The organism is Shewanella sp. 492, assembly GCF_059338445.1.
Genome location: NZ_CM181702.1, coordinates 2,628,059 through 2,641,948 on the forward strand (window position 1 = coordinate 2,628,059; position 13,890 = coordinate 2,641,948).

A 13,890-nucleotide genomic window follows, 5' to 3' on the forward strand; every position below is an offset into this window, starting at 1 on the left:
GTGTGTCCTTGCTCAGAGTCGGGAAAAATCATTGAAAAGGGCGATACTCATCAACATTAGCAGCATAGCTGCCCCAAATCTGAATCCAATTTCCTGTACCTTCTCCGGTACAGGCCTGCCTGTGATCACTTCGATGAAGTAATATAACAGATGCCCACCATCTAGCACTGGTAAAGGCAATAGGTTAATAATGCCTAAATTGACGCTAATTAATGCTAGGAACCCTAAAAAGTAAACTAAACCATAGTTAGCACTACTCCCCGCACCTTGTGCGATTGAAATAGGTCCACTTAGGTTTTTCACCGACACATCGCCAGTAAATAATTTGCCAATCATCTTAATGCTGACTGACACAAGTTGCCACGTTTTATCGGCGGCAACCACAAAAGATTCGCCTAAACCGTATTCTAACTGTAAACGCATATCATCTGGCCAAGGATCTTGAGTGGGTGCAACACCTATTACGCCCTCTATTTGACCATAATCACCAGTACGCGATTTAGGCGTCACCGCAAGCTCAACCTGCATACCATCGCGTAGCACAGTGATGTTTACAGTCTTACCCGCCGCCGCTTTAATTTGTTCGACAAACCCATCCCATTGGCTATAACGCTGGCCATCGATAGCAACCAAGGTATCACCAACCCTAAGCCCTGCGGCATACGCGGCGCCATCTTCACTGACAAAGGCCAAGGTGGGGCTCACGTCTGGTTGATAAATGCCTAACCCCAGCGAGGTGATAGGTGATTGTTTTTCTGGGTCAAATTGCCACTGACGAGTGTCGAGGCGATAAGTACGCTCTTGGCCCATAACACCTGATAGTGGGGCTAGGGTTATGTCGATATTATCATCGCCAATATGCCCAACTAAGGCATAGGTCACCTCCTCCCAGTTGCGGACGGCTTGATCGCCAACGGCAATCACTTGCTGCGGCTGTTTAACCTCAATGATAGCGGCAGGCGTATTAGGCTGGGTGGTTTCAATAACTGGTTTTAATGACGGCACACCAATGAGGTACATGATGTACAACGCAAAAATTGCGAAGATAAAGTTAGCCATGGGGCCGGCGCCGACAATGGCAATGCGCTGCCAGACGGACTTACGATTAAAAGCTTGAGATTTTAATGCTTCTGGCACATCGTCAACACGCTCATCGAGCATCTTCACGTAACCACCGAGCGGGATCATCGCGACCACATATTCGGTGCCATCTGATCCGATTTTACGCCAAATCGCTTTACCAAAACCGATGGAAAAGCGCTCCACTTTGACGCCGCAGCGACGTGCGACCCAAAAGTGGCCATATTCATGGGCCGTGATTAATATGCCTAAAGCAATAATAAAGGAACCTAGGTTCCATAAAAAATCTAGCATTGAGCTCCTTCTTTACTGCTGCACACGTTTAACATGTTCAGCAGCCACTCGGCGAGTTTGGTTATCCAGCGCCAAAATATCTTCAATCGTGTTTAAACTTTGCTTGGCCACTTTGGTTAGGCAAAATTCGTTGATAAGAGCAATATCGGTAAACCGAATGCGCCCTGCTAGGAATGCTTCGACCGATATTTCATTAGCCGCGTTGAGCACAGTTGTCGCTTCTTGGCCTTGCTCACAGGCATCAATGGCTAATGCTAAACAAGGGAAACGGTTAAAATCGGGTTCAAGAAAGCTTAACTGTCCGACTTTGAAAAAATCTAAAGGTTCAACGCCAGCAGAAATTCTTTGTGGATAAGCCATACAATGCGCGATAGGCGTGCGCATATCAGGGTTGCCCAACTGAGCGACAACAGATCCATCTTTATATTGCACCATTGAGTGAATGACACTTTGTGGGTGCACCACCACTTTTAATTGCTCTTTGCCGGCATTAAACAACCAACGGGCCTCAATATATTCCAGCCCTTTATTCATCATGCTAGCCGAATCAACAGAGATTTTACGTCCCATCGACCAGTTGGGGTGCTTACAGGCTTGATCTGGTGTCATGTGCTGCAAAGTGGCAAGGTCAGTACTAAGAAAAGGACCACCCGAACCAGTCAGCAAAATATGTGAAATACCGGCGTCGGTTAGTTGGCATACGCCGATTTGCTGCTGCACCTCGAAGGGTAAACATTGAAAAATCGCATTATGCTCGCTGTCCACAGGCAGCACTTGCGCGCCAGAAGCTTGCATCTGATCGATAAACAAACGTCCTGACATCACCAATGATTCTTTATTGGCCAATAACACTCGCTTGCCCGCACGAACCGCAGCTAAGGTTGAAGGTAATCCGGCAGCCCCGACAATGGCCGCCATCACAGTATCCACCTCACTTGCGGCAACTAAATCGAGCAGTTCATCTGCACCGCTAGAGACTCGGGTGCGCAGTGATTTAGGCAGTCGGTCTGCTAACTCTTTGGCCGCATCGGCATCGACCATGTGCGCCACACAAGGCTCATGGGTTATGCATAACGCTAGCATCTTATCGACACTACGATTGGCCACTAGGGCGTAAACCTCATAATCAGCCGGATTACGCTCGACAACACTGAGCGTGCTGGCGCCAATTGAGCCTGTGGCCCCTAGAATCACCATCTTTTGCATGGTTACATCCAAAATGCGATATAAATGAGTGTAAAGACTGGCAACGCGGCGGTTAGGCTATCAATTCTGTCTAGAACGCCACCATGGCCAGGCAAGATAGTACCTGAGTCTTTTATGTCGGCAACACGCTTAAACATACTCTCAGACAGATCGCCCACCGCAGACACTAAGGCAACAAACAGGGTGACTACAATCACCAAGCCTAACTCTTGCTCAGGTGAGAGTAACATCACCCCAGCAACAACAAGCATAGTCGTCAGCAGGCCACCAATGAGGCCTTCCACGGTTTTAGCAGGGCTGACATTGGGCATCAATTTATGTTTACCTAAGGCTTTACCCGCAAAGTAAGCGCCAGAATCGGCAGCCCATACGGTCAACATCACCAAGAAGACCAAGGTACCACCGTAATAGGGATCAGCCTGTGAGCTTAATGCCTTGAGCGCAACTAATGCAGTAAAACAAGGGATTAATGTTAACTGGCCAAACATCGACTTGAACATGTGGCTCTTAGCCCACAAGGTCGAACTTTTAGGATATGACACGATGAAGAGTAAGGAGATAACCCACCAAAATGCACCAATGACCATAATCGCTAGAAATATGGGATGTAAATGGCCCTTAAACCACACCTCTGTGCTAGGTACAAACAGATTGAGCGCCACTAATAAAATACCGATAGTCAACGTGAAACTCCACTGAGTGATGTTACAACGTTTATCGATAATACGGCCCCACTCTTTAGCGGCGATTAAAAATACCGCCACCAGAGCCCATGAAAAATACTCCACAGGGAAAAAGAATATGGCACCCATCACTAATGGGATTAACCATACTGCTGTTATTATTCTATGCTTTAGCAAAACTTTCCCTCTTATAATTTATTGCTCAGCCTGTAGCGTCTCAATTTGCGTTCCCGTTAATCCGAAACGGCGTTGACGCGAAGCAAATACAGCGACAGCTTCTTTAAAGGCTTGCTCGTCAAAGTCGGGCCAAAGCACCTCAGTAAACACTAACTCTGCATAAGCGGCCTGCCAGAGTATAAAATTACTGATGCGAAAATCTCCACCCGTACGGATCATTAAATCAACTTCCGGCTGATTTTGCATGCATAAATGCTGACTTAACGCCTCTTCGGTGAACTGACTGCTGCTCATTTCGCCAGATTCAACCTTTTTGGCTAAGGTTTGCGCCGCTTGCATGATGTCCCAACGACCGCCATAGTTGGCTGCGACGTTTAAGATTAAACCGTCATTCTCGGCAGTTTGTGCCATTGCCGAAGCAATTTGCTTTTGCAAACGCGGCGAAAAGCGACTGGTATCGCCTATGATATTGAGGCGTACGCCATTGTTATGTAGTCGCTTTAACTCCCGTTGTAAAACGGTAAAAAACAGCTCCATTAACAAGCTAACTTCTTTGTCTGGTCGGCGCCAATTCTCACTGGAAAATGCAAATAAGGTCAATGAACCGACCCCCATTTCTCGTGCAGTGCTCACCGCTCGGCGAACCGCCTTTACGCCTGCTTTATGTCCAATCACCCGCGGCTTACCTTGAGCTTGCGCCCAACGCCCATTGCCATCCATGATAATAGCAACGTGCTTAGGTATAGACAGCTTAATCAGCTCAGCGAGTGTGTCATCAGCTAACTCTGAGCCAGATTGAGATTCGATCGACATCTATTACAACCCTTAAAAATAGCAAACGCCGTGTAGTATACCCCTACACGGCGTGTTAACTCTAGTAACTAAGACTGCAGATTAGACTTCCATCAACTCTGCTTCTTTAGCCGCCAAAATTTCATCAATCATTTTAATGTGTGCATCGGTAAACTTCTGAATTTCATCTTCACTGCGACGCACATCGTCTTCGGTACACTCTTTTTCTTTCTCTAATGCTTTTACATCAGAGTTAGCATCACGGCGAACGTTACGTACGGCAATACGTCCGTTTTCCGCTTCGGCGCGAACCACTTTGATCAGGTCTTTACGACGCTCTTCAGTTAGCGCAGGTAGCGGAATGCGAATAGTGGTGCCTGCAGACATAGGGTTTAGCCCCAAATCTGAACTCATAATTGCCTTTTCTACCGCTGCTATCATAGTTGAGTCAAAAACGCTGACCGCTAGGGTTCTTGAATCTTCAATCGATACGTTACCCACTTGCTTTAGTGGAGTCAGTGAACCGTAATAAGGTACCTTGATTGAATCAAGTAGACTCGGGTGAGCACGACCGGTACGCACTTTAGCCATTTGCGTTTTAGTCGCTTCAACACATTTACCCATGCGTAGTTTCGCATCTTCTTTGATTTCATTAATCACGTTTAATATCCTTTTTGCTTACTAAATTTACGTTAGTATAAATGGTACTTATTCGGCTGATTTTACGCGGCTACTTTTGATCATTGTGCCTTCATGATCACCCATAATAACACGGCGCAGCGCACCAGGCTTATTCATATTGAACACTAAAATAGGCATGTCGTGATCTCTCGCCAGTGTAAATGCAGCAAGATCCATCACTTTTAATTCTTTGTCTAGTACTTCGTCGTAACCCATTTCGTCATATTTAACGGCTTCAGGGTTCTTCACTGGGTCGTCTGAATAGACGCCATCGACTTTGGTGCCCTTGAGCACAACTTCGGCTTCAATCTCAATACCGCGCAGGCACGCAGCAGAGTCAGTAGTGCAAAATGGATTACCCGTACCGGCTGCAAAAATCACCACTCGACCCGATTTAAGCAAGCTAATCGCTTCGGCCCAGTTATAATCGTCACACACACCTTTAAGCGGTATTGCTGACATCAGGCGCGCATTAACATAAGCACGGTGCAAGGCATCACGCATTGCTAAGCCATTCATCACAGTGGCTAACATGCCCATATGGTCGCCAACAACACGGTTCATACCGGCTTTAGCCAGCCCTTCACCACGGAACAGGTTACCACCACCGATCACAACACCAACTTGAATACCAAGCTCAACCAACTCCTTAACCTCTTGTGCCATACGATCGAGTACTTTAGGGTCGATACCAAAGCCTTCTTCGCCCATCAGGGCTTCGCCACTCAATTTAAGAAGAATACGTCGAAAAGCGGGTTTGGGGTTTGTGCTCATAGTTTTTTGTCCTGATAAATGCTGGTGGGTATTTTACCAATTATATCGAAAAAAATGCAGGCTGTGACAATCTAATTGGCATAATAAAACCGCAGCGATTGCTGCGGTTTTTAGGGTATCAAAAAAGCGGCGATTACGCCTTTGAAGCAGCGATTTGTGCTGCAACTTCAGCAGCGAAATCTTCTTCTTTCTTCGCGATACCTTCACCAACTTCTAAACGAATGAAGTTTGTAACAGTAGCGCCTTTCTCTTTAAGAATCTCGCCAACTGTTTTCTTTGGTTCCATGATGAAAGCTTGACCAGTAAGAGAAACTTCACCGGTGAACTTCTTCATACGACCCGCAACCATCTTCTCAGCGATCTCTTGAGGCTTGCCTTCATTCATCGCGATTTCGATTTGAACGGCTCTTTCTTTCTCAACAACATCAGCAGGAACATCTTCTGGGTGAACGTATTCAGGCTTAGAAGCCGCTACGTGCATTGCGATGTGCTTAAGTGTTTCTTCGTCTGCATCACCAGTGACAACAACACCGATGCGTTCGCCGTGACGGTATGAAGCAGTGTTAGTACCATCGATGTACTCAACGCGACGTACGTTGATGTTTTCACCGATTTTAGCCACTAGTGCAACACGCGTTTCTTCGAACTGTGCTTTTAGGTCTTCAACAGTCACTTTAGATGCAGCAGCAACATCAAGTACTGCGTTAGCGAATGCTAGGAAGTTACCGTCTTTAGCAACGAAGTCTGTTTGACAGTTAACTTCTAAAAGTGCAGTGAAACCTTCGCCTTGCTTGATAAGGATAGTACCTTCAGCAGCGATGTTACCCGCTTTTTTAGCAGCCTTAGCAGCACCGCTCTTACGCATGTTTTCAATCGCTAGCTCAATGTCACCATTGGTTTCAGTTAGCGCTTTTTTACAATCCATCATGCCAGCGCCAGTGCGCTCACGTAGTTCTTTAACTTGGGCAGCAGTAATTGCCATTGTTAAATCCTCTATAGGTAAATCTACAAATCAAATGATATAAAACAGGGGCCTTAAGGGCCCCTGTTCACCAATCATATATCTTGGTTAATAAGGGCGATGAAATTCATCTCGCCTTATTATTCAGCTTCTACGAAACCGTCTTGTTCAGCTTGAACCGCTAGGTCTTGACCGCGACCAGCTTTAGCAGCTGCAGCAACTGACTCAGTGTACAGACGGATAGAACGCATAGCATCATCGTTACCAGGAACGATGTAGGTGATGCCGTCTGGAGAAGAGTTAGTATCTACAACAGCAACAACTGGGATACCTAGGTTGTTAGCTTCTTTAATCGCGATGTGCTCATGGTCAGCACCGATAACGAAGATAACGTCAGGTAGACCGCCCATGTTCTTGATACCACCAAGAGACTTTTCTAGTTTCTCAAGCTCGCGAGTACGCATTAGCGCCTCTTTCTTAGTTAGCTTGTCGAAAGTGCCATCGATTGACTGGCTTTCTAGATCTTTTAGACGCTTGATTGATTGACGAACTGTTTTCCAGTTAGTCAACATACCACCTAACCAGCGGTTATCAACATAGTACTGATCACAAGAAATTGCTGCTTCTTTGATAGCTTCGCTTGCAGCGCGCTTAGTACCTACGAAAAGAACTTTCCCTTTCTTAGATGCTACGTTGCTGATGAACGCTAGTGCTTCATTGAACATAGGCACAGTGTGCTCTAGGTTAATGATGTGAACACCATTACGAGCGCCGAAGATGAATGGCTTCATCTTTGGGTTCCAGTAACGAGTTTGGTGACCGAAGTGAACACCGGCTTGAAGCATGTCGCGCATTGAAACTGTAGTCATTTTATTACCTTAAAATTGGGGGTTAGACCTCCACGCATCCCATATCTCCGACCTTTTATAGGCACCCCGGAGAACGTGTCGATACGTGTGTGATTTAGTATTTAGTAATTGCCATGTATAATGGCCGCCAGATTCGCTCTTAACCAAACGTCAGAAGACCTGGTCAGATGACAAGTAATCAAGAGTCAAACGTAACGGCGCGCTTTATACCATGAAACCAGCGAAAACACAAATTTTTAGCATAGTTGACGCGCCAAAAATAAGACTACCGAGAAACAAGAGAAAGCCTAATGAGTATAGTGATTAAAACAGCCGAAGAGATCGAAAAAATGCGCGCTGCGGGCAAATTAGCCGCCGATGTTCTAGAGATGATAGCCCCTTACGTTAAGGCGGGCGTCACCACGAATGAGCTTAACGATATCTGTGCCAAATATACTGCAGAGCAAGGGGCAATTTCGGCGCCACTTAACTATCACGGTTTCCCGAAATCTATTTGCACCTCTATTAATGAGGTGATTTGTCATGGCATTCCCAATGACAGAGCCTTAAAAGATGGCGATATCCTCAATATCGACATTACCGTGATTAAGGATGGCTACCATGGTGACACCTCAAAAATGTTTCTGATTGGTGATGTCAGCGCCAAAGACAAACGTTTGTGCCGTGTCGCTCAAGAAAGCTTATACGAAGCCATCAAAAAGGTGCGTCCAGGTATGAAGCTAGGTGAAATTGGCACCATCATTGAGAAATACATTAAGAGTAAGAAAACCGGTCTAGAGAAATACAGTATCGTAACCGATTACTGTGGCCATGGTATCGGCGCTGGTTTTCATGAAGAACCCCAAGTCATGCATTACAAAAACAATGACAAGACCGTATTGCGTCCTGGCATGTGTTTTACCATCGAACCAATGATCAATGCGGGTCGTCATACAAGCGTATTAGATAAAGATGACAACTGGACGGTAACGACCTCTGACGGTAAAAACTCGGCCCAATGGGAACATACCCTATTAGTGACTGACAAAGGGGTTGAAGTATTGACCCTACGTTCAGAAGAAGACTTCCCGCGCATAATCAATCACTAATTGCTGTACTTTCCGTTTAAGTAGTGCGTAAAGTGGAGAGTGGATTACGATAATATCAGGCTGCGGTTCGGCAATAGCCGCAGCCTTTCCCCGAAGGATACCAATGAATAACGCACTGAACGCTAAATCAGCCTTAAAACTGCAAAACGAGCAACTATTAGAGCGATTTAATGCGGGCGAGTCGGTTACCTTGCTGGTAAAGCAACGCTGTCGCGCCGTAGATGCGTTACTGTGCAAACAATGGCGTTCTCATCAACTTGAGCAACATCCTGTGGCACTGATCGCGGTTGGTGGTTATGGTCGTGGCGAACTGCACCCGCACTCAGACGTAGATCTGCTGTTTTTGATTGACGGACAATTATCCCAAGAAGGTGAACACCTATTGGGGCAATATATCGCCTTTTTGTGGGACGCTGGCTTAGAAGTGGGCCATAGCGTCCGCAGCGTTGATGACACTATCAATCAAGGCCGTAATGACATTACCATAGCAACCAACTTGCTCGAAGCGCGGCGGCTATGTGGTCCACACAAGTTATTTGCAGAGTTATATCGCCGCGTAAGAGAAGCCAACTTTTGGCCTGCCAGTGAGTTTTTTATTGCTAAGCGCGATGAACAGATTCTCCGGCACGCTAAAGCCAGTGCCTTCGATCTCGAACCCAACATCAAATCATGCCCTGGTGGTTTACGCGATATTCAAACCATTACTTGGGTAGCTATGCGCTACTTTAATGCCAGCTGCACCGAAGACTTAGTCGCCCACGGTTTTTTAGAAAAAGCAGAGTTAGACGAACTACTCGAATGCCAAGAATACTTGTGGCAGTTGAGATTTGCACTGCACCTTATCTCTGGCCGTGACGAAAACCGTTTACTGTTTGACTTGCAGCGTCAAGTTGCTGAATTACTTGGTTATAAAGATAAAACTCAGCTTGCGGTAGAACAGATGATGAAACGCTACTATCGCACGGTGCGCCGGGTGATGGAGCTTAACCAGATGCTGCTGCAACTGTTTAAACGGGCAACCTTAGGTCACACTACGGCACTTGAAATCTTCCCTATCGATGAAAACTACCAACGTCGTAGTAGCTTTATCGAGTGTCTTAAGCCTAACCTTTTTGACGATCCCGCCGAGATCATGGGGCTCTTCTTACAAGTGGCGCGTAACTCCAATATTAAAGCCATTTACGCGCCTACCCTGCGCCAGCTTCGCCGAGCGCGGCGTGCACAAACCCAACCGCTAATGCATCATGAGCCGTGCCGGGCGATATTTCTTGAAATATTACGCCATCCGCGCGGTATTGCGGCCTTATCATTGATGCACAGCCACGGGATCATGTCTGCCTACTTACCTGCTTGGCGCAGTATCGAAGGTCAGATGCAGTTTGACCTGTTCCATGCCTATACGGTCGATGAACATACCCATAGATTAATCTTAAATATCGAGCGGTTTTCTCAACCCGAGCAAAAAGAGGAATTTCCACTTGGTTCAGTGCTGATTAATCAGCTGCCTAAAAAAGGTTTACTGGTCTTGGCGGCCATTTTTCACGATATAGGCAAAGGCCGCGGCGGTGATCACAGCAAGCTGGGCGCAGTCGATGCTCAAGCATTTTGCGATCTACACGGCTTAAATAAACACGATGGCAGACTGGTTAGCTGGCTAGTCGAGAATCACCTGATTATGTCGGTAACGGCGCAGCGCCGCGATATTTCCGACCCTGATGTGGTTGCTGAATTTGCCGATAAAGTGCGAGATGCGGTGCATTTAAGCTATCTCTACTGCCTGACGGTCGCGGATATTTGTGCCACCAATGAAAAAACCTGGAACAGCTGGAAAGGCTCGTTACTGCGCGATCTTTACTTTTCGACGCAGCGGGTGCTAGCACGCGGCAAAGAAAAGCCGGTTGATATTCGTGCCCGTGTACGCGAACACCAAGCCAAGGCAAAAAAAGAGCTGCTAAGACGCGGCATTAAAGAAAAAAGCCTCGACCAATTATGGTTACGCTTTAAAGCCGATTACTTTTTGCGTCACCAGCCCAATCAAGTAGCTTGGCATGCCGAGGCTATCCTTAAACATAAACATGATGAAGCCTTAGTACTCATCTCCAAACACACCACTCGTGGTGGTACAGAATTATTTGTTTATACTCCAGACAAACCGAGATTATTTGCCACTGTTATGGCGGTACTCGATAATAAAAACATCAATGTGCATGATGCTAATATCATGAACTCAAAAGATGGATATGCACTGGATTCTTTCGTCATTTTAGAGCAAGATGGCAGCCCAGTTTCGCAGTTATCTCGAATTCAGAGCTTAAGAAAAGCCCTGATCAGAGCCTTAAGCAGCGATACCGCCAAACTGCCCAAATTTAAAAAATTGCCGCGTAAGATGAAACCCTTTAGGGTACCGACTCAGGTGAGTTTTTTACCCGCGCGCAAGCAAGGCACCACCTTAATGGAGCTTATTGCATTAGACAGCCCTGGCTTACTGGCTAAGGTCGGTGATATTTTTTATCGTTGTCAGGTCACGCTGCTGGCGGCCAAGATCACCACGATTGGTGAGCGTGCAGAAGACTTTTTTATGTTGCAAACCGCCGATGGCAAACAGTTAGAACCAGCTCAACAAGAGGAGCTCAGCGCCGCGTTAATCGAAGCGCTCGCCGAGCCAAGTAACTAAATACTTTTTATTCAGCAATCATCTTTAATGATAATCGGGAGACGTTAATGGAGGCTTTACGCCAACGTATTGAGGCAGCTTTTGAAGCTCGCGCAGAAATTACCCCTACCACGGTCGATGCCAGCGTGCGTGCCGACGTAGAAAAAGTCATCAATATGCTTGATAAAGGCGAGGCACGCGTCGCCGAGAAAATTGATGGTCAGTGGCATGTGCACCAATGGTTGAAGAAAGCCGTTTTACTCTCGTTCCGTATTTTCGACAATCAAGTGGTCGACGGTGCAGAAACTAAGTACTTTGATAAAGTGCCGATGAAATTTGCCGACTACGACGAAGCACGTTTTAAAGCGGAAGCGATTCGTGTGGTACCTCCTGCAGCTGTGCGTAAAGGCTCTTATATCGGCAAAAATACCGTATTGATGCCGTCATATGTCAACTTGGGCGCTTACGTCGACGAAGGCACTATGGTCGACACTTGGGCAACTGTGGGCTCATGTGCACAAATTGGTAAAAACGTGCACTTGTCAGGCGGCGTTGGCATTGGCGGTGTACTTGAACCGCTGCAAGCTGGCCCCACCATTATCGAAGATAACTGTTTTATCGGCGCCCGCTCTGAGATTGTTGAAGGTGTTGTGGTTGAAGAAGGCTCGGTTATCTCTATGGGCGTCTACATTGGCCAAAGCACACGTATTTTTGACCGTGAAACTGGCGAAGTGCATTATGGCCGCGTTCCTGCCGGCTCTGTGGTGGTGTCGGGTAACTTACCGTCAAAATGTGGCACTTACAGCCTCTATGCGGCGATCATCGTCAAGAAAGTCGATGCCAAAACTCGCGGCAAAGTGGGCATTAATGAACTACTGCGTATCGTTGATTAATCACCGTTGCACCTAATATTAACGCCAGCTGCAGCACTATCAGCTGGCTTTTTTATACGCTGGGTACAGGCATTGCTCTATGCTAATAGCCTTGTACTAATTATTCATCGCCCTATCCCCTTAACCTTTGAGCTCTCTTCTCTGACCGAATTAGCACCAGTTAGACACATTTGTTTACCTGCAGATACCATTCGATACATGCCTCACATAAAAATACATTTTTAGACAATTTACTCACAGCTTTTGGCGCTAAAAACGACTTAACTCAACCTTAACCGCCATAAAAAATGCTAGGAGTTCAACATGAAAAAGTTACTCTCGATCGCTGTCATTGCTTTAGCGCCATTGGCTTTCTCAACTCAGGCAGCCATGACAGTGCAGATGGAAAACGCTTTAATTGCCGTTTGCAAAGCAGGGGCCAGCAACAACGTCGTTAAGTTTAATGGCACCATGCGGGAATACCGCATCAATAAACAGCGTATTTTCCCTAGGCTCGTTTGTAATCAGCAGAGCTTTTACCAGTTCGCTCAGTCCCAAGGCGCAGAGCGTACCGCACAGCAGATATTACGTTACACCAAAGGAAGTGTAACCATCACAGATATTGCCATGCATTATGAGGATATGCAGCCACTTACCGTTAACTATTAACGACTTATCATAAAGCATGGAGCGTAAACCTAGAGAGATTAGCCGTAATCAACAAACCAGTGACGAAAGCAGAAGCTACGTAGCCGATAGGTTAGCAATTCTCAGTTAAAGATTTGAGATTTGATCTCAGTTGACCTCGTCGCCTAGCGACGGGTCAACCAAGACTTTATATGCTCATTGATACCATCACCGCAGATTTAGCGTCACAGCTATTAAAACACCACCGTCTTATTGCCATAAACAATGACATTTTCTTGCAGTACCAATTGCAGCGCTTTGCTCAACACGCTTTTCTCAACATCACGACCACATTGAGCCAGATCATCGGCGCTAAAGCTATGATCCACTGGGATCACATCTTGCTTAATAATCGGCCCTTCATCCAAGCAATTATTGACAAAGTGCGCCGTGGCGCCAATGATTTTCACCCCACGTTCCCACGCTTGTCGGTAAGGTGCAGCCCCCACAAAAGCCGGCAAAAAAGAGTGGTGAATATTGATGATACGGTTAGGGTGTTGCTCTACAAACTCCGGGGTTAACACCCGCATATATTTAGCCAAAACGAGGTAATCAGGTTGATATTGCACGATAATATCCAACATGGCTTGCTCATGTTCATGACGAGTCAAGCCCTCATGAGACACCTGATAAAACGGGATATTAAATTTTTCAGCTAATGGTTTGAGTAGATCGTAATTACCAATAATTGCTGATATTTCAACATCTAAAGCACCGTAATACGCTTTCATAAGTAAATCGCCAAGGCAATGAGCCTCTTTGGTTACCATCACAACAATCCGCTTGGTGCTTTTGGTCACCAGTTTAAGATGACGCTGGGGCGGTAATACCTTCCCTACATCGAACAGTAACCCCTGCTCATCCTCACAGCCTTCGACCTCGGTGCGCATAAAAAATCGCCCCTGTGCATTATCAACAAACTCACTGTTCTTAACGATATTTAAGCCGTGGGCATAACAGACAGCGGTAATTTTAGTGATTAACCCCGGCGCATCGGCGCAGTCGGTGATCAGTACTTTTCGTTGCATCATTTTTCTCCATTAACCTCGATCTAAGCCAATAATGACGCTTGT

The 13,890-nt window shown here is 46.3% G+C and carries 13 protein-coding genes; 4 read left to right on the forward strand and 9 right to left on the reverse strand.

Annotated elements, in window-relative coordinates:
- Window positions 1-12 precede the first annotated feature (12 nt).
- From rseP to rpsB, 8 genes are all read right to left on the reverse strand, one after another.
- Window positions 13-1,374, reverse strand: a complete 1,362-nt coding sequence (rseP, locus tag AC5YBX_RS11635) for a sigma E protease regulator RseP (RefSeq protein WP_494523721.1) — start codon at window positions 1,372-1,374, stop codon at window positions 13-15.
- Window positions 1,375-1,386: 12 nt separating this feature from the next.
- Window positions 1,387-2,580: a 1-deoxy-D-xylulose-5-phosphate reductoisomerase gene (gene ispC, locus AC5YBX_RS11640; RefSeq protein WP_494521349.1), complete on the reverse strand. Its 1,194-nt coding sequence runs from the start codon at window positions 2,578-2,580 to the stop codon at window positions 1,387-1,389.
- Window positions 2,581-2,582: 2 nt separating this feature from the next.
- Entirely contained in the window at window positions 2,583-3,440 is an 858-nt protein-coding gene (locus tag AC5YBX_RS11645) for a phosphatidate cytidylyltransferase (protein ID WP_494521348.1), read from the reverse strand.
- 18 nt (window positions 3,441-3,458) lie between these two features.
- Window positions 3,459-4,253 (reverse strand): undecaprenyl pyrophosphate synthase, encoded by a 795-nt coding sequence (gene uppS, locus AC5YBX_RS11650; RefSeq protein WP_494523722.1) that lies wholly within the window; start codon window positions 4,251-4,253, stop codon window positions 3,459-3,461.
- Window positions 4,254-4,334: 81 nt separating this feature from the next.
- Window positions 4,335-4,892: a ribosome recycling factor gene (gene frr, locus AC5YBX_RS11655; protein ID WP_494521346.1), complete on the reverse strand. Its 558-nt coding sequence runs from the start codon at window positions 4,890-4,892 to the stop codon at window positions 4,335-4,337.
- Window positions 4,893-4,940: 48 nt separating this feature from the next.
- A complete protein-coding gene (gene pyrH, locus AC5YBX_RS11660) occupies window positions 4,941-5,687 on the reverse strand; it encodes a UMP kinase (RefSeq protein WP_475514382.1) in 747 nt (248 codons plus the stop codon).
- 133 nt (window positions 5,688-5,820) lie between these two features.
- Complete coding sequence (gene tsf, locus AC5YBX_RS11665; RefSeq protein WP_475514383.1) at window positions 5,821-6,669, reverse strand: translation elongation factor Ts; 849 nt, start codon at window positions 6,667-6,669, stop codon at window positions 5,821-5,823.
- 119 nt (window positions 6,670-6,788) lie between these two features.
- Window positions 6,789-7,517: a 30S ribosomal protein S2 gene (gene rpsB / locus AC5YBX_RS11670; RefSeq protein WP_110458609.1), complete on the reverse strand. Its 729-nt coding sequence runs from the start codon at window positions 7,515-7,517 to the stop codon at window positions 6,789-6,791.
- A 290-nt stretch (window positions 7,518-7,807) separates the two neighbouring features.
- On the opposite strand from rpsB, the gene map reads away from it, so the two are divergent.
- From map to AC5YBX_RS11690, 4 genes are all read left to right on the forward strand, one after another.
- Complete coding sequence (map, locus tag AC5YBX_RS11675) at window positions 7,808-8,605, forward strand: type I methionyl aminopeptidase (RefSeq protein ID WP_494521345.1); 798 nt, start codon at window positions 7,808-7,810, stop codon at window positions 8,603-8,605.
- 103 nt (window positions 8,606-8,708) lie between these two features.
- On the forward strand, window positions 8,709-11,279 hold the full coding sequence (glnD, locus tag AC5YBX_RS11680) for a bifunctional uridylyltransferase/uridylyl-removing protein GlnD (protein WP_494521344.1): 2,571 nt from the start codon (window positions 8,709-8,711) through the stop codon (window positions 11,277-11,279).
- A 47-nt stretch (window positions 11,280-11,326) separates the two neighbouring features.
- The gene (gene dapD / locus AC5YBX_RS11685; protein ID WP_494521343.1) at window positions 11,327-12,151 is read left to right on the forward strand and encodes a 2,3,4,5-tetrahydropyridine-2,6-dicarboxylate N-succinyltransferase; all 825 of its coding nucleotides are present in this window, start codon (window positions 11,327-11,329) and stop codon (window positions 12,149-12,151) included.
- 303 nt (window positions 12,152-12,454) lie between these two features.
- The gene (locus tag AC5YBX_RS11690; protein ID WP_494521342.1) at window positions 12,455-12,799 is read left to right on the forward strand and encodes a DUF3718 domain-containing protein; all 345 of its coding nucleotides are present in this window, start codon (window positions 12,455-12,457) and stop codon (window positions 12,797-12,799) included.
- A gap of 212 nt (window positions 12,800-13,011) precedes the next feature.
- On the opposite strand, the gene purU is transcribed toward AC5YBX_RS11690, so the two are convergent.
- Window positions 13,012-13,845: a formyltetrahydrofolate deformylase gene (gene purU, locus AC5YBX_RS11695; RefSeq protein WP_494521606.1), complete on the reverse strand. Its 834-nt coding sequence runs from the start codon at window positions 13,843-13,845 to the stop codon at window positions 13,012-13,014.
- Between the last annotated feature and the right edge of the window lie 45 nt (window positions 13,846-13,890).

Bases quoted from the DNA above. Each gene is read 5' to 3' on its own strand.
- rseP (WP_494523721.1), bottom strand. From the start codon at position 1,374: ATGCTAGATTTTTTATGGAACCTAGGTTCCTTTATTATTGCTTTAGGC.
- ispC (WP_494521349.1), bottom strand. From the start codon at position 2,580: ATGCAAAAGATGGTGATTCTAGGGGCCACAGGCTCAATTGGCGCCAGC.
- uppS (WP_494523722.1), bottom strand. From the start codon at position 4,253: ATGTCGATCGAATCTCAATCTGGCTCAGAGTTAGCTGATGACACACTC.
- pyrH (WP_475514382.1), bottom strand. From the start codon at position 5,687: ATGAGCACAAACCCCAAACCCGCTTTTCGACGTATTCTTCTTAAATTG.
- tsf (WP_475514383.1), bottom strand. From the start codon at position 6,669: ATGGCAATTACTGCTGCCCAAGTTAAAGAACTACGTGAGCGCACTGGC.
- rpsB (WP_110458609.1), bottom strand. From the start codon at position 7,517: ATGACTACAGTTTCAATGCGCGACATGCTTCAAGCCGGTGTTCACTTC.
- map (WP_494521345.1), top strand. From the start codon at position 7,808: ATGAGTATAGTGATTAAAACAGCCGAAGAGATCGAAAAAATGCGCGCT.
- glnD (WP_494521344.1), top strand. From the start codon at position 8,709: ATGAATAACGCACTGAACGCTAAATCAGCCTTAAAACTGCAAAACGAG.
- dapD (WP_494521343.1), top strand. From the start codon at position 11,327: ATGGAGGCTTTACGCCAACGTATTGAGGCAGCTTTTGAAGCTCGCGCA.
- AC5YBX_RS11690 (WP_494521342.1), top strand. From the start codon at position 12,455: ATGAAAAAGTTACTCTCGATCGCTGTCATTGCTTTAGCGCCATTGGCT.
- purU (WP_494521606.1), bottom strand. From the start codon at position 13,845: ATGCAACGAAAAGTACTGATCACCGACTGCGCCGATGCGCCGGGGTTA.